Annotated in this window: 15 protein-coding genes and 1 pseudogene; 10 read left to right on the top strand and 6 right to left on the bottom strand. The window is 61.1% G+C overall.

The annotated features are described in order from the left end of the window. The first annotated feature begins 191 nt into the window (after positions 1–191). The 5 genes from rplU to NET03_RS01920 all read left to right on the top strand — a co-directional run bounded on the left by rplU (position 192) and on the right by NET03_RS01920 (position 1,874). Complete coding sequence (gene rplU / locus NET03_RS01940; protein ID WP_252127204.1) at positions 192–515, top strand: 50S ribosomal protein L21; 324 nt, start codon at positions 192–194, stop codon at positions 513–515. A gap of 20 nt (positions 516–535) precedes the next feature. Next, positions 536–835, top strand: coding sequence for a 50S ribosomal protein L27 (gene rpmA, locus NET03_RS01935; protein WP_252127203.1), 300 nt, complete (start codon positions 536–538; stop codon positions 833–835). Next, positions 832–1,152 (top strand): 50S ribosomal protein L31, encoded by a 321-nt coding sequence (gene rpmE / locus NET03_RS13695; RefSeq protein WP_252127202.1) that lies wholly within the window; start codon positions 832–834, stop codon positions 1,150–1,152. The genes rpmA and rpmE overlap by 4 nt, the downstream gene beginning before the upstream one ends. A 110-nt stretch (positions 1,153–1,262) precedes the next feature. Continuing rightward, positions 1,263–1,472 carry a hypothetical protein gene (locus tag NET03_RS01925; protein ID WP_252127201.1) on the top strand — a complete coding sequence of 70 codons (210 nt, stop codon included), beginning with the start codon at positions 1,263–1,265 and terminating at the stop codon, positions 1,470–1,472. 150 nt (positions 1,473–1,622) lie between these two features. After that, the gene (locus NET03_RS01920) at positions 1,623–1,874 is read left to right on the top strand and encodes a 4Fe-4S dicluster domain-containing protein (RefSeq protein WP_015922371.1); all 252 of its coding nucleotides are present in this window, start codon (positions 1,623–1,625) and stop codon (positions 1,872–1,874) included. 81 nt (positions 1,875–1,955) lie between these two features. Here the strand turns inward: NET03_RS01920 and NET03_RS01915 are convergent, their stop codons facing one another. The 3 genes and pseudogenes from NET03_RS01915 to NET03_RS01905 form a co-directional block, all read right to left on the bottom strand. Next, positions 1,956–3,374 carry an aspartate aminotransferase family protein gene (locus tag NET03_RS01915; RefSeq protein ID WP_252127200.1) on the bottom strand — a complete coding sequence of 473 codons (1,419 nt, stop codon included), beginning with the start codon at positions 3,372–3,374 and terminating at the stop codon, positions 1,956–1,958. A gap of 516 nt (positions 3,375–3,890) precedes the next feature. Continuing rightward, positions 3,891–4,445 (bottom strand): annotated as a pseudogene (locus NET03_RS01910) (EAL domain-containing protein); the annotation flags it as partial. A gap of 15 nt (positions 4,446–4,460) precedes the next feature. Then, the gene (locus tag NET03_RS01905) at positions 4,461–4,865 is read right to left on the bottom strand and encodes a hypothetical protein (protein WP_252127198.1); all 405 of its coding nucleotides are present in this window, start codon (positions 4,863–4,865) and stop codon (positions 4,461–4,463) included. A 376-nt stretch (positions 4,866–5,241) separates the two neighbouring features. Between NET03_RS01905 and NET03_RS01900 the strand changes: the two genes are divergently transcribed. The 3 genes from NET03_RS01900 to NET03_RS01890 are packed head-to-tail and all read left to right on the top strand — an operon-like array spanning position 5,242 to position 7,741. Then, positions 5,242–5,385: a thioredoxin domain-containing protein gene (locus NET03_RS01900; RefSeq protein WP_252127197.1), complete on the top strand. Its 144-nt coding sequence runs from the start codon at positions 5,242–5,244 to the stop codon at positions 5,383–5,385. Positions 5,386–5,412: 27 nt separating this feature from the next. Continuing rightward, positions 5,413–6,744, top strand: coding sequence for an NHL repeat-containing thioredoxin family protein (locus NET03_RS01895; RefSeq protein ID WP_252127196.1), 1,332 nt, complete (start codon positions 5,413–5,415; stop codon positions 6,742–6,744). Between the two features lie 16 nt (positions 6,745–6,760). Continuing rightward, positions 6,761–7,741 carry a CapA family protein gene (locus NET03_RS01890; protein WP_252127195.1) on the top strand — a complete coding sequence of 327 codons (981 nt, stop codon included), beginning with the start codon at positions 6,761–6,763 and terminating at the stop codon, positions 7,739–7,741. Between the two features lie 12 nt (positions 7,742–7,753). Here NET03_RS01890 and NET03_RS01885 read toward each other — a convergent pair whose 3' ends face one another. After that, on the bottom strand, positions 7,754–7,966 hold the full coding sequence (locus NET03_RS01885; RefSeq protein ID WP_252127194.1) for a hypothetical protein: 213 nt from the start codon (positions 7,964–7,966) through the stop codon (positions 7,754–7,756). A 175-nt stretch (positions 7,967–8,141) separates the two neighbouring features. Between NET03_RS01885 and NET03_RS01880 the strand changes: the two genes are divergently transcribed. Next, a complete protein-coding gene (locus tag NET03_RS01880) occupies positions 8,142–8,453 on the top strand; it encodes a metal-sensitive transcriptional regulator (protein WP_252127193.1) in 312 nt (103 codons plus the stop codon). A gap of 19 nt (positions 8,454–8,472) precedes the next feature. Next, complete coding sequence (locus NET03_RS01875; protein WP_252127192.1) at positions 8,473–11,013, top strand: heavy metal translocating P-type ATPase; 2,541 nt, start codon at positions 8,473–8,475, stop codon at positions 11,011–11,013. A 24-nt stretch (positions 11,014–11,037) separates the two neighbouring features. Here the strand turns inward: NET03_RS01875 and NET03_RS01870 are convergent, their stop codons facing one another. After that, positions 11,038–12,819 (bottom strand): ATP-binding protein, encoded by a 1,782-nt coding sequence (locus tag NET03_RS01870; protein WP_252127191.1) that lies wholly within the window; start codon positions 12,817–12,819, stop codon positions 11,038–11,040. Then, positions 12,816–13,967, bottom strand: a complete 1,152-nt coding sequence (locus NET03_RS01865) for a DNA double-strand break repair nuclease NurA (RefSeq protein WP_252127190.1) — start codon at positions 13,965–13,967, stop codon at positions 12,816–12,818. Before NET03_RS01865 ends, NET03_RS01870 begins: the two co-directional genes overlap by 4 nt. Positions 13,968–13,988 lie beyond the last annotated feature (21 nt).

Genomic DNA, 13,988 nt, shown 5'->3' with positions numbered 1-13,988 from the left:
CTTGCCCGGTACCGTGAGAGCGATGAGGAGTTTTTACCGCCCCGCCAGCGCAGCCCTGGACGTGCTCCCCAGGCTGAGGATGACGCGACACCCAGAAAGTTGACGTGGCGCTCAGAGCACGCTAGGCTTGAACTCTGTGGGTGGGCACACCCACACGCTGGGACGTATTTGCCCTTGGGGAAGGAAGAGACGTGTACGCGGTCGTCCGAACGGGTAGCAAACAGTACCGAGTGCGCGTCGGCGACATCGTCGAAGTCGAAAAGCTCCCGGTTGAGCCCGGGCAAGAGGTCACACTCGATGACGTCCTGCTCGTCGAAAAGGACGGGGCAGTGACAGTCGGGCAGCCAGTCGTGCCGGGCGCTCGGGTTGTGGCGCGAGTGCTTGACCAGGTCAAGGGCCCAAAGCTGATCGTCTTCAAGATGAAGCCGAAGACGCGCTATCGCCGAAAGACTGGGCATCGTCAGGGCTACACGCGGCTCCAGGTGGAGGCGATCGAGCTCGGCATAGCATCCTGAGTGATGATTGGAGGACAACGATGGCGCATAAGAAGGGTGGCGGTTCGACAAGGAACGGACGTGACAGTCGTGCCAAGCGGCTCGGCGTAAAGCGCTTCGACGGACAGTTTGTCCATGCTGGAAGTGTGCTGGTGCGGCAGCGGGGAACCGTCTTTCGCCCGGGTCGTAATGTGGGGATTGGTCGTGACTTCACGCTCTTTGCGCTGGTCGATGGCTTTGTAAAGTTCGAGCCGATCTCGCGCGACAAGCGGCGGGTGAGCGTCTATCCTGCGCCAGTCGTCCAGGCACAGCCAGCTGTGGCAGGGAGTACAGTCGCATGAAGAAGGGAATTCATCCACAATACTATCCCCAAGCAACGGTGATTTGCACGTGCGGCAATACATGGACGACGGGCTCAACGAAGCCGGTCCTGCGCATTGAGCTGTGCCCCAAGTGCCATCCGTTCTTTACCGGCGAACAGAAGATTGTTGATACGGCTGGGCAAGTTGAACGCTACATGCGCCGCTTGGAGAAGGCGCAAGCTCAGCCGCGCAAGAAGAAGGAAGAGCGGCGGCGCAAGCGGCTCGAGCGGCGGGCGCTGCTTGTTGAGCGCGAAGAGGGGCAGGAAGTCGCCGAGACGGCTGAAGGAGAGGCCTGATCGCTGTTCGGTTGTCCAGTATGCTATACTTTTGGTGCGAGTCGTCCGAGTTTCTCCTGTTGGTGGCGACTCGACACCGCGCGGGGGGCGCGTGTACAGGGAGGCGGGTCATGACAGGTTTTAAGGCACTGACGCCGCGCCCCGAAGAGCAGCGCGAGCAGATGTGGCTCGAAGAGCTGGGCTTTACGCCCGAGCAGATTGCTCGCCTGCGTGAGCTGCGGGACATGTACCCCTACATCGAGTACATGGATTCGCGCAAGCAGTGGAATCGGTTGCGCTTCGTCAAGTGGCTTTACTCGCGGGGGGAGATCCCGCGGTAATCGTGGCTGTGGTGAGCGACGCGGGGCTTCTTGCTGTGCCTCGCGTTTTTGTTTTCGGGTTCTCACGAGAGTACACTTGCTGCACAACCAACGGCGGTTGGCGCGCGCCCGCGACGGCGTACAGAGACGGAAGGCGGAGGAGCAACACCGATGACATACGTGATCGCAGAGCCCTGCATCGGCGTAAAGGATGCCTCCTGTGTCGAAGTGTGCCCCGTCGACTGCATCAAGTCCGATCCGGAGGCAGAGCAGTACTTCATTAATCCAGACGAATGCATCGACTGCGGAGTGTGTGCTGAAGTCTGCCCCGTCGAGGCGATTTACTTCGAGGACGACCTCCCTGAACAGTGGCGACATTACCTGCAGAAGAACCGCGAGTACTTCCAGAAGCAGCGTGTATAGTACGATTGCGATTGGAACCGAAAACAGAGCGGGCGGGGATTACCCGCCCGCTCGCTGTTCTCCTCACAATGGTGCAATCCCTCACTGCGCGATACCCGGCATAGCAAGAGTGGCCGGATCAGCTACCGGCTGTTCACGGAGCGAGCGCGCCACTTCGAGCGCAGCCTCATGCGCAGCTTCCAGTGTCGCTCGCACATCGGCCTCGCTGTGGGCCGTGGAAAGAAACCATCGCTCCAGGTGATAGGGGTGGAAGTAAATGCCGCGCTTGAGCATCGCACGGTGGAATCGATCGTAAATATCAATACTTGTGTACGCATGAGCCTCGCGATAGTTGCGGATCCGATCCAGCGCGGGGGCATCTGGCTTGGCGAAGAAGATGTGCCACACCGGGCCAATCCCTTGGACGATGCAACGCAAGCCCGCTGCTTCACAGGCTTCGCGAAGCCCCTCCCGGACGCGTTCACCAAAGCCGTCCAGGATGGCCCACAGCTCCTGACGTCGTGTCTTCATCTCGGTCAGAACCGCGCGAGCAGCGGCCAGCGCGAGCACATTGGCGGTGTAGGTACCGCCATGCATCACCTGATTCGTTGCTTCCAGCTGCATCACTTCGTGTGAACCGCCGAAGGCGGCGATTGGGAAACCGGCTCCCAGCGCCTTGGCATAGGTCGCGATGTCTGGAATCACGCCGAGCCGCTCCTGAGCTCCCCCTGGTGCGAGGCGGAAGCCGGTGATCACCTCATCGAAGATAAGCAGTGCGCCATATGCGCGGGTGATTTCGCGGAGGAACTCCAGGTATCCAGGCTCGGGAAGGATCACACCGGAATTGCATTGAACTGGCTCGACCAGGACACCAGCGATCTCATGCCCATGCTCCAGGAAGAGCCGCTCCAGACTCTCACGCTCGTTGTACTGCGCGATGAGGAGTGCGTCGCCATAGACCTCGGGGATGCCTCGCGAACCGGGAATTGGCCGCGGACTGTAGGGCCGCAGTTGCGGGCGCCATACGTCGGGGTGACTCGACCACAGGTGGGTATCGGCCCAGCCGTGGTAGGCCCCCTCCATCTGGACGATCTTCGGCCGACCGGTGTAGGCGCGAGCGAGACGGGCAGCTGCCATTGTTGCCTCGGTACCGGAGTTGGCGAACCGCAGGAGCTCGACCCCTGGCACCAGCTCGGTAAACAGCTCGCCGACTTCGGCATCCAGTTCATAGGGGAAGGTTGCGAGAGTGCCGTATCGTTCGATCGCTTCGATGACGGCTTGGATCACGCGCCGTGGCTTATGACCGAAGATGAGGGGACCGTAACCCAGACTGTAGTCGATGTACTCGTGGCCATCGACATCCCAGAAGTGGGAACCCTCACCGTGGGAGAAGCAGAGTTCAAGACCTTTCTTCAAACGCGCGTAAGAGCTTTCTCCGCCAGCAATTGTCTGGCTAATTCGTTCAAAGAGCTTCCTACTCTGGGCGAAATAGTGATCGCCCAGCAAAAGTTCGGTACTCATACAATCCCTCCATGGTTGATCCAATGGCTGCGCAGTCACGGGGGCAGCCACGCCCGGGCGTATCCAGCCTGACGGTGGGTGACAGAGCGGGGCACCGTCGTGAGGTGGACCGCACGTACGGAGTCTAGCCGAGACTCCGGGGGGGCTGTCAAGGGGGCGGATCCGGCATTATCAGGGTACGGTAATGCACCTGCCGGTCATCCATCGGGGCAGAGCGCTGGCTATCTGGGATAGTGACCAAGCGTGGTCGCTTTCGTCGCTATCCCCTCTGATGACCCAAGTCTAACGGGCCTCTGGTAGTCACTGACACCAGACGGCAGAAAGGGTGATGACGCGATCATTGGCCGGATAACGGATCCAGAGTTCGAGAGACCGTTGCTGCGTTTCGGTGGGCACTGACTCCTCTCGGCCACAGGCCTGGGTACGGATCGGTATGGGGAAGAGAGTAGAATTCAGAGAGCGAATTGTCCGGTTGGGACAAGCACGGGTCGGGGTAAGGCTTATTGTGCCGCAACTTCAGTCAAGAATGCGCGGACGGCCGAAGAGGTATCCTTGGAGGAGATCAACCCCGAACTCCTCGCTCTTGCGTGCGTCCTCCTCTTCCTCAATGCCTTCGGCGATGACTATCGCTCCGATGTGGTGAGCCATGTCCACCACTTTACTCGTGATCGCCTGCTTAACGGGGTCTTCACTGACCCCTTGAACGAGCTGTCGGTCAATTTTCACGAAGTCCGGTTGGAGTGCACTCAGCCAAACGAGGCTCGAATAGCCTGACCCAATATCGTCTAATGCAACGCGAAAACCATGCCGCCGATATTCGGTTAAGACGTCATTCACATGACGCAGGTTGGTGAGGGACTCTGTTTCGATGACTTCGAACACGATGTGTGACGGATCAATATCCAGTTGTTCGGCAGCCTGCCAAGTTGCGCGCAGGCAGGTCGCTGGATCGTAAACAGCTGTGGGACTGAAGTTGATAAACACCAGCCCGGAGAGGGAGTGTTGTGCGACACGCTCCAATGCGACTAGACGAGCTTGAACGTCGAGCTGGACCAATTGCCCAAGTGCTCGGGCAGCGGCGAGGAGTCAAGCTGCAGAAATTTCCTCGCCGTTCGGCAATCGGGCCCGCAGGAGTGCCTCATGACCGACAACTTGATGTGATCCCGCTTGTACGATGGGTTGGAATGCAGAAGTCAGCTGTCCCTCTCTGATCACTCGCTCGAACCATTGATGCTCGAAAGCGGCGATGAGACGGCGAAGCGACCGTACCCTCGGGACGTCGCTAATTGAGAGCGAAACGCTTGAGCTCAGCAGGGCTTGTGTGGCGTCGAGCTCTTCCTCGGTGAGTAGATGAGTCAGGCGACGCAAGAGAGTCTCCCGGGTGGTTCCCGTTAAGAATTCGACTACCACGCAGGTCTGGTCGGCCGCATCCTTCACTGTGAGGCCGAGCTGGTTCGCTGCATTCCGAATCTTCTGCGCCGTGTGGAGCATGGGTGGCCACAACAGCAGGTATTTTCCCTCCCTTAGAGGGGAGCGACTCGTGAGCGGTCTCGTACACTCGCAGGCCATGTTACCGGGCTCCTATCGCACAGGGCACGCGGGTGCCCACTGACTCCATTTCAGTACTACGGCTGGTTATGGTCTTCAGAGGAGCCCATGTGCCACATGCCACGACGACAAACACAACTCGATTGTGATCTCGACCGGCCTGACCCAGGGGTCCTAGGACCGGCGACAATCTGCCATTATCTGTGTGCTGCGGCGTGCCGATTTTATGGTGACGTTCGCCTCGTTCCGGCTCAGGGTGATTCACGGTTGGTATGATCGACCCGATAACTGCGGAATGAGTGTTTCGGGGAGGACCGTCATGCGGCGGTGGGATGATGCGTACGGTCCAGTACGGGCCCCAGACTTTCCTTCCGGACTCACCTGGTTCAATGTGCGGCGCCCGTTAACGCTGGCTGATCTCCAAGAACGTCTGGTGATTCTCGACTTCTGGACATACTGCTGAATCAATTGCCTGCACGTCCTGCCCGCGTTGCGGGCGGTTGAGGAGCGGTATCCGGCGCAGGTCGTCGTCATCGGTGTTCACTCGCCAAAGTTTCCGAACGAGCGTGAGCCGGCAAACGTGCGGCAAGCGATCCTCCGCGAGGACATCACGCATCCGGTCGTGCACGACCCGGAGTTGCTCCTCTGGAGGAGGTATGCCGTGCGGGCATGGCCGACGCTCGTCTTTGTCGGCCCTGATGGTCGTATTCTCGGGGTTCACGAGGGGGAGATACCGGTTGAGAGCCTGGTGCGGGCGGTTGCCCAACTGCTCGCCCGCGCCGGTGTGACAGCAGCAAGCCCGCTCGATTTCCTGGCGCCTGAGCAGCGCCCGCGCACGCCACTCGCATTTCCGGGGAAGCTCGCTGTCAGCGAGGCGCGTGATCGGCTCGTGGTGAGCGATACAGGGCACCACCGGTTGGTGGTAGCGGCACTTGACGGGACAGTCTACCAGGTGATCGGGGATGGAACACCCGGTCTGCGCGATGGCTCGCTCGATGAGGCGCGCTTCTGCGAACCGCAGGGGGTCTTTCTCTACGGCGATTTCTGCTTTGTTGCTGATCGCGGCAACCACGCGATCCGTCGCGTCGATCTGGCACGGGGTGTCGTCGAGACGATCGCCGGAACGGGACGCTTAGGGCATGGTTTCCCAAGCGCTGGTCCAGCGCGCCAACTCGATCTTCGCTCGCCATGGGCGCTCTGGTATCGAGACGGTTTCCTGTTCGTCGCAATGGCCGGCAGTCACCAGATCTGGGCATTGGATCTGGCCACGGGTCTCTTTCAGCCCTATGCCGGCTCCGGTATGGAAGGGATTCAGGGCGGGCCGCTCGACCGTGCCTGGTTTGCTCAGCCTTCTGGTCTGACCAGCAATGGACACATCCTCTACGTTGCCTGTCCGGAGGCGAGCGCAGTCCGAACGGTCGATCTGCCTGGGACCCCGAACCCGAAAGTCGGGCGGCTCGTTGGGACTGGTCTGTTCGACTTCGGCGATCGGGATGGGACGGGCGATGCGGTGCGCTTGCAGCACCCGCTCGACGTTGCCTGGTCAGGCGGGGAGCTCCTGGTCGCCGATACGTACAATCACAAGGTAAAGCGTCTTGATCCCACAACGCGGACGTGCATGACGTGGGCTGGCGACGGACATCCAGGTCATGAGGATGGGCCGCTCGAGCGCACCCGATTTTGGGAGCCGGGCGGGCTCGCTGTCGCTGGCGATCGGGTCTTCGTCGCAGACACGAATCAGCACGCCGTCCGTGTGATTGACCACGTGCGGGGCGTGGTAGAAACCTTGGAACTGCGTGGACTGATGCCGCCAGGAAGCTGAAGTGAGATATCCGGCGATGGTGCGCTCGTCGATCCGGCTCGCTTTCATTGGCGACGTAATGCTCGGACGGCTCGTCAACCGGGTGCTGCGCGACGTGCCGCCATCCTATGTCTGGGGCGATGTGCTACCGGTGCTCCTCTCGGCTGATGCGCGGATTGCGAACCTCGAATGCGTCCTCTCTGACCGTGGTGAGCCTTGGCCAGGAAAACTTTTCGTCTTTCGGAGCGACCGCAAGAACGTCGCCGTGCTGACGGCAGCCCAGATCACGGCCGTTTCGCTTGCCAACAACCATGTGCTCGACTTTGGCGACATGGCGCTTAAGGAGATGCTCGATGCCCTGGATGAAGCTGGGATCGCTCATGCTGGTGCCGGGCGCGACGCACGGGAGGCACGGCGACCAGCTGCTTTTGTCGTCTCCGGTATACGCTGTGCCCTTCTCGCCGCGACGGACAACGAGCCGGACTGGGAAGCGGAGCCGAAAAGCCCAGGCGTGTTTTTTGTGCCTTGTGACCCCGGGGACGTGCGTTTTCAAACACTCTGCGAACTTGTTCGCCAAACCGCTGCGAGCCATGACCTCGTCATCGTCTCTTATCACTGGGGTCCGAACTGGGGTGAGCGACCACTTCCCGAGCATGTGCGGGTTGGGCGTGCGCTGATCGAAGCGGGAGCGCGCATCGTGTACGGGCACAGCGCACACATCACGCGTGGAGTAGAGTTCTACGGTGGGGGAGCGATTCTCTATAGTTGTGGCGACTTCGTCGATGACTACGCGGTGGATGAAATCGAACGGAATGACGAGTCATTCGTCTTTACGGTGGTAATGGATGGTACGATGCTCCGTGAGATTCAGCTGGTCCCGACCATTATCGCCGACTTTCAGGCTCGCCGCCCCGATCCGATCCGGGCAGCACGCCTGTCCGAACGGATGCGTCGCCTGTGTGCCGAACTTGGTACTCGCGTCGAGATTGTGCCAGAAGGATTGCGCCTCCTCCCCTGACGAGGGCAGCTCTCAGGTGCGTTCGAGTGGTCGGATGCCGCTCCCTTCATCCTTCCCTCCAAGTGAGGGTGGCAAGTTCGCGGCAGAGTGATTCATCTCTCGGGAACTCATGTCTTGCTCGCTGCGCCGTTTCGGCGTTCCTTGCAGGACCGAACAGTAAGGTGTTCCACCCATCAGCGGATCGAACAGTGCGCTCTCCTGGGCGCTGCCGCTAGCGGTGGTCATTGATTCCTCGTTCGTCTGCGACGTGGTGGGGCAGAGAGTCTGTCTCTTTCCTCGCGTCCGGAGTGATCAGCCGGTACCGATACGATGGTAGGGTCTTGTGCGCCGTGTTGTCGGGCAGTGGATCAAAGGTGTATCCTGCAACAGAGATACCCTGGAGGGGTATGTGGAGGCATCTATGGAGGAACAGCGCGAACAGCGGGAATGCGAACGGCGAGTCGATTCCTATCGTGCTGACAAGGCACGCATCCTTGCTCGCCTGCGCCGGATGGAAGGGCAGGTGCGTGGCATCATCCGCATGGTGGAAGATGATCGCTACTGCGTCGATATTCTCGTGCAGCTCTCATCAGTGATTGCCGCGGCGCGGAGTATCGGCTTGGTGCTGTTGGAGGACCACATCCGTGGTTGTGTCCTGAACGCCGAGGACAAAGAGGCGGCGATCCAAGAGCTGACCGAAGCGATCGAGCGCTTCACCCGGAGCGTGAGCTGACCTGGTTCGGGGGACGAGAATGAGCGAGCGAACAGAGCGCCCAATGGAGCGGCCGACGACGATACGGCTCGCGATTCAGGGAATGACCTGTGCGTCCTGTGTGCGGCGCGTGGAGCGGGCGATCACGGCCGTGCCAGGTGTAGCCGAAGCAAGTGTGAACCTGGCCACGGAGGAGGCTGTCGTTCAGCTGGCGCGACCCGACATCGCCCTCGACGAGCTTCTCGCCGCCGTCGAACGAGCTGGCTACCACGCCAGCCCGCTCGGCAGCGAGCCGCCTGTCAGCGAAGTGAGCGAGGCGACGGTGGAGTTCGGGATTGAGGGAATGACCTGCGCGTCGTGTGTTCGGCGTGTCGAGCGGGCACTTCTCGCGGTTCCTGGTGTCCACAAAGCCATGGTCAACCTGGCAAGTGAGCGAGCGTTGGTGCGCTTTGACCCAACGCGGGCGAGCATCGACCAGATGCTGCGGGCGGTTGAGGAGGCTGGATATCGGGCGGCAGTTGTCCCAACCGAGATACCGCTGGAAGAGGTGTCTGACGAGGCCGAGCAGCGGCGAGCGCGTGAGTTGGCACGACTGCGGCGGGACGTGAGCCTCGCCTGGGCGCTTGCTGTACCGGTGGTGACGGTGAGCATGCTCATGCCCTCTTTCCCATGGGTAGGACTCTTGCTGCTCGCCTTGACCGTGCCGGTATGGGGCTACTTCGGTCGACGATTTCACCTGACAGCACTTCGGAGTCTCCGGCATGGGCAGTTCACGATGGACACACTCGTGAGCCTCGGTACCAGTGCGGCCTTCTTCTCGTCGCTCGCGAGTACGATGCAAGTGCTTTTGACGGATCATGGACATGGGGCGCACTACTACTACGACGTTGCCACAGTCGTCATCGCTGCGATCTTGCTTGGCCGCTATCTCGAAGCGCGTGCACGCGGCCAGACGTCGGCAGCGGTGCGCCGGTTGTTGGGTCTTCAGCCGAAGACGGCGCGCGTCCGGCGCGGTGGAATCGAGGTCGAGATCCCAGTGCGTGAGGTGCGCCCAGGTGATCTCGTTATCGTTCGTCCAGGTGAACGAATTCCCGTAGACGGAATCATGGTCGAAGGAACTTCGACGGTGGACGAGAGCATGCTGACTGGCGAGAGCCTACCGGTCGAAAAGCAGCCGGGTGACCGGGTCTGGGGCGGAACGCTCAATGCGACGGGTTCGTTTGTGCTGCAGGCGACGGCAGTGGGGCACGCGACGGTGCTGGCCCAGATCGTGCGGCTGGTGCAAGAGGCACAGGGGTCGAAGGCGCCGATCCAGTCGCTCGTTGACCGTGTGGCGAGCGTCTTCGTGCAGGGTGTTATTCTCGTGGCGCTACTGACCTTTGGTGCCTGGTGGCTTGCCACGGGTGATCCGCTGCATGGGCTACTCCCGGCTGTCGCTGTCCTCGTGATCGCCTGTCCCTGCGCCATGGGACTAGCAACCCCCACCGCGGTCATGGTCGGCACAGGGAGGGGCGCGGAGCTTGGAGTACTGCTCAAGCGAGCAGATGTGCTCGAGCGGATCGAGCGCCTGACGACAGTCATACTGGACAAGACTGGTACGGTCACGGTTGGTGCTCCGAGCGTGACGGATATTGTCCCGCTCTCGGGGTGGGGCAGCGTGGACGTTCTGCGTTTCGCCGCGGCGGTCGAGTCGCGGAGTGAGCATCCGCTCGCGCGGGCGATCGTCCATGCGTTGGAGGGAGCAGTAGGCATAGCGGTCGAGCAGTTCGAGGCGGTACCTGGGCAAGGCGTGAGCGCCCTGGTCGACGGACGGACGATACTCGTCGGGACGGCACGGTTCCTGAGGGAGCGTGGTGTGGCTGTCACACCTGGTGAAGAGGAAGCGGCCGCGCTCGAAGCAGCCGGGAAGACGGTGGTCTTTGTTGCCATCGACGGGCGACTTGCCGGGCTGATTGCGTTGGCCGATCGGCCCCGTCCTGAGGCGGCAACGGTGGTGCGAGCGCTCCGTGAGCGCGGCCTACGGGTGGTGCTCTTGACTGGTGATAACGCGCGGACGGCGCGAGCCATTGCTCGCGAAGTGGGCATCGACGAGATGCGAGCTGAGATTTTGCCTGATCAGAAGGTAGCAGTTGTCCAGGAGTTTCGTGAAGCAGGACAGGTCGTGGCGATGGTCGGTGACGGCATCAACGATGCTCCAGCGCTTGCGCAGGCGGACGTTGGGATTGCAATGGGAAGCGGGACGGATGTTGCACTCGAGGCCGGCGACGTTGTCCTCGTTCGCCCCGACCTCCGCGGTCTCCTTGTGACGTTGGAGCTCGCCCGGCGCACGATGGCGACGATCCGCTGGAACTTGTTCTGGGCCTTTGCCTACAACACGATCCTCATCCCCGTTGCAGCGGCTGGTTTCTTGAACCCCATGCTCGCCGGGCTGGCGATGGCGCTAAGCTCCGTCTTCGTTGTGACGAACTCGCTGCGGCTGCGCCGCTTCATTCCGCGGACAATCACGATGGACGGTGGAGCGGGCGTGGCGACACCCGTCAAGGAACTCGTGGCAGCAGGGCGGTGTGAGCTCCGGCGATAGGCGGCTGTTGCCTGGCTGGCCGACTCAGGGGGCGAGCGCTCGCGTCGGTAGCGTGAGGCCGTTCGCCGTCAGGAACTCTTCAACGTCCGTGAACGCGTTAAAGAAGAGCGGGGTGCCGGCAAAGGAGAGTGGGGAGACGGGGCCAACGGTCATGAACGAGTACACACGGCTCGTGGGGGCAAAGCTCGAATGTGGATCCCGGAACAGCCGGTAGAGTGTGAGCGCATGTTCGTCACCACCGGCGAAACTCTCGAGCGCGCGGTATTCCTGACCAAGTCCCAGACCATAACCAAAGAAGGCGATGCGAAGCTGTGAGATGATCTCCGCATCGAGGCTGGCCAGCGTCTGACTAATGACGAGCCAGCCCACCCCGTACTTCCGAGTTGTTCGGACTGCGTCCTTGAGCAAGGTGCGAATCTGGGCTCGGGGAGTATCCGGATCAAGATAGCCAGACGGAGCGAGTCGATGGGCCTCGTCGATGAGGATAAGAGTATTCAGGTTTTGTGACTGTTGGTAGGCCTGCTCGGCTGCAACACGGATTGCTTCGAGGAGACGTCGGATAACAATCTCTTGAATCGTCTCGTTCCAAAGGACCGAATCGTTCTGCCCACTGCGATCAGTCCCCGAGAGGTCGAGCGCAATGATCAAGCGATCTTGCGGTCGGAACAAGCCGTTGACTATACGTGCGATCGTTCGTGCCCGAGTGTTCTGCCGGTCATTAAAGAGTAAGGTGAGGGGCCGCCAGGAGTGGTGATAGAGTTCATCACGGTCGGCGTTCCTCAGAGCCCACTGGAAACGCGTGCGAGCCTCAGCGGAACGGTAGAAAACGCGTTGCACCTGCTCGTCGCTCAGGATCTGCCAGACAAGCTGGAAACTTCTCGGCTCGTGTAGGGCCGTTAAGGCAAGCCCTTGCTTGCGAAGGCGTTGGGCGAGTTCCCGGGCAGCGAGTTGACGATTTTCGCGGGCGCCAAACGTGAGTTTGTCGAAGAACTCCGATGTGGTGAGGAGTTCTTCGAACAGTTCCCACTGATCCAGGATCAAGTCCCGCACGGACATGACAACAGTCGTTCGCTGGAGCCGTTCCTCGAGTAGATCGCGTAGCGGCAGGAGGAATTGACCTGGGGCTGGTTGCCCACGCAGGTCCTTGCTGTACTCGCCTTGTGGGTCGATGATGAGGATTGCCATTTCCGGATGACGCGCGTAGGCGACGAGTAGCATTTTGGCAAGGACGGATTTCCCCGAACCGGTTTTGCCGAAGATCCCGAGGTGGTACGCCTCGCCGGCACCACGCGGACCAATCCCAAAGTGCTTGAACCAGAGCGGCAGCTTCGGACCAGAGCCGTACACATGACCAAGATAGAAGAGATCTTCACGGGCATGGGCGAGCAGTTGCCCGAGCACGTCGTCAGTCACCGCATAAATCGGAGTACCGGTTGGCGGGACGGTACCGAGCATTGAGGGAAGGAAGTGTCCATTCTCCTCGCAGAATACCGCGCTGACTTCGAGGATCCCGCGATGAGTGTCTTGCCGCTCACTGACGGCATCAATGCGACCACGCTGCCGGACGAGACTGCGAATGGTCGGATCTTCATGCCACACATTGCGCAGTTCAACTTCGGTGATCTGCCCGAGTGCGTAGTGGCGGCGATCGTCTTGGAAGAACGGCAGAAGGACCAGTTCCCCGACAAGCTTGCGACGCGTCGCCGCATCGAGAAGTTCCAGAGTCAATTGTCCCGTCGAGGACGGGGAACCGACGACACCGATTGGCTCAATACCATCAACGGTGAGCAGCGCTGAGCCGTTCATGGTGAGCGGAACGCCTCGCTCCGGTAACTCTCCAGTGCCAGGAAGACCTCTTCGAACACAGGATACTCGCGGGAGGCAGCTTCGCGCACGGCATGACGCAAGGCGCGTGTCGCTCGACGCAGGTGGCGAATCATCCGATCGGCGAGGAAAAGTGGGAACGGCTCGAAAAGTGCTCCCGTGCTGCTCTGGAAGCGTACGACCTCAAGGACGGAAGCCAGGCGTTGATGGTCGGTAGCGGTCGCTCTGGGGAGCTCGATGCGAAGCGCTGGCAACCAGCGGTGGGGGCGGGTGTACACGGCTTGTAACGTGTCGACACGCTGGAGCACCTTGTGGACAAGGTGGTCAGTCCGGGCGCGGTAGTGGGCGGGTATTACTGAGATGCCGAAACCATGTGGACGACGCGCCTGGCGCAGTGGCATGGGACGCGTGTATTCGCCTGGCTCCAAAAGGGACGTCAGGAGGGCACGGTCATCGATCTTGTCCTTGACACCAAGGAGACTCGCCACCTCCCGTCGACTTGTGTACTTTGGGATGCCCACCCAGCTTTGGCGGTGATCTGGTGGATCCAGCAAGCGAAGCAGCAGTTCAAGTCGCTGCGGTAGGCTGTCCCAGAAGTGTTCGGCGCTTGCAGGCTGCTCAACTTGTGCTGCCAGCGCCCGAGCCGCCTGATCGAAGGCGATCAGGGGTGTCGCCAATGAACCGTCGAGAAGGACGACGTCATGCGGGGCCTGGACGGCGAGTTCGACTTCAAGTCCAGCCATCATGGCGCGCGTCAAGAGGTCGTTTGCGTCGGAGTGCGGCTCGAGGCTGACCCAGACGGCATGGCGTGGCTCAGGCCAGTAGCGTTGCTCTGAAGGGGGCGTTAATCCTTCGACGGCCAATGCGCCTGCGACCAGGAGGTCATGCGCCAGCAGCCGCTCGACGGCGACGGAGCCGTCAATCCCGCAGCTCGTGGGCGTTGGGACCGCTGGAAGGTCGTCAACCCGCGCAAGTAACCCCAGAGCAGCCAGCTGATCCCGGAGCTCGGCTCGCCGTGCTGTGCGCTCTTCAAGCTGCGCGACCACCGAGCGGGCCAGAGCTGGGGTCCTTGCGAGCAACGCCTCGACGAGCGCAGCAGGAAGGTCAAGGAAAAGCGTGTGCGTTCTCATCGAGTACCTGACTGCACCCCC

This window comes from Thermomicrobium sp. CFH 73360 (genome assembly GCF_023806465.1).
Taxonomy (GTDB): Bacteria; Chloroflexota; Chloroflexia; order Thermomicrobiales; family Thermomicrobiaceae; genus Thermomicrobium.
This window is presented reverse-complemented; position numbering and strand designations above follow the sequence as displayed.

Coding starts and splice junctions, on each gene's coding strand:
- rpmA (WP_252127203.1), top strand. CDS start 536: ATGGCGCATAAGAAGGGTGGCGGTTCGACAAGGAACGGACGTGACAGT.
- rpmE (WP_252127202.1), top strand. CDS start 832: ATGAAGAAGGGAATTCATCCACAATACTATCCCCAAGCAACGGTGATT.
- NET03_RS01925 (WP_252127201.1), top strand. CDS start 1,263: ATGACAGGTTTTAAGGCACTGACGCCGCGCCCCGAAGAGCAGCGCGAG.
- NET03_RS01920 (WP_015922371.1), top strand. CDS start 1,623: ATGACATACGTGATCGCAGAGCCCTGCATCGGCGTAAAGGATGCCTCC.
- NET03_RS01915 (WP_252127200.1), bottom strand. CDS start 3,374: ATGAGTACCGAACTTTTGCTGGGCGATCACTATTTCGCCCAGAGTAGG.
- NET03_RS01905 (WP_252127198.1), bottom strand. CDS start 4,865: ATGCTCCACACGGCGCAGAAGATTCGGAATGCAGCGAACCAGCTCGGC.
- NET03_RS01900 (WP_252127197.1), top strand. CDS start 5,242: ATGCGGCGGTGGGATGATGCGTACGGTCCAGTACGGGCCCCAGACTTT.
- NET03_RS01890 (WP_252127195.1), top strand. CDS start 6,761: ATGGTGCGCTCGTCGATCCGGCTCGCTTTCATTGGCGACGTAATGCTC.
- NET03_RS01885 (WP_252127194.1), bottom strand. CDS start 7,966: ATGACCACCGCTAGCGGCAGCGCCCAGGAGAGCGCACTGTTCGATCCG.
- NET03_RS01880 (WP_252127193.1), top strand. CDS start 8,142: ATGGAGGAACAGCGCGAACAGCGGGAATGCGAACGGCGAGTCGATTCC.
- NET03_RS01875 (WP_252127192.1), top strand. CDS start 8,473: ATGAGCGAGCGAACAGAGCGCCCAATGGAGCGGCCGACGACGATACGG.
- NET03_RS01870 (WP_252127191.1), bottom strand. CDS start 12,819: ATGAACGGCTCAGCGCTGCTCACCGTTGATGGTATTGAGCCAATCGGT.
- NET03_RS01865 (WP_252127190.1), bottom strand. CDS start 13,967: ATGAGAACGCACACGCTTTTCCTTGACCTTCCTGCTGCGCTCGTCGAG.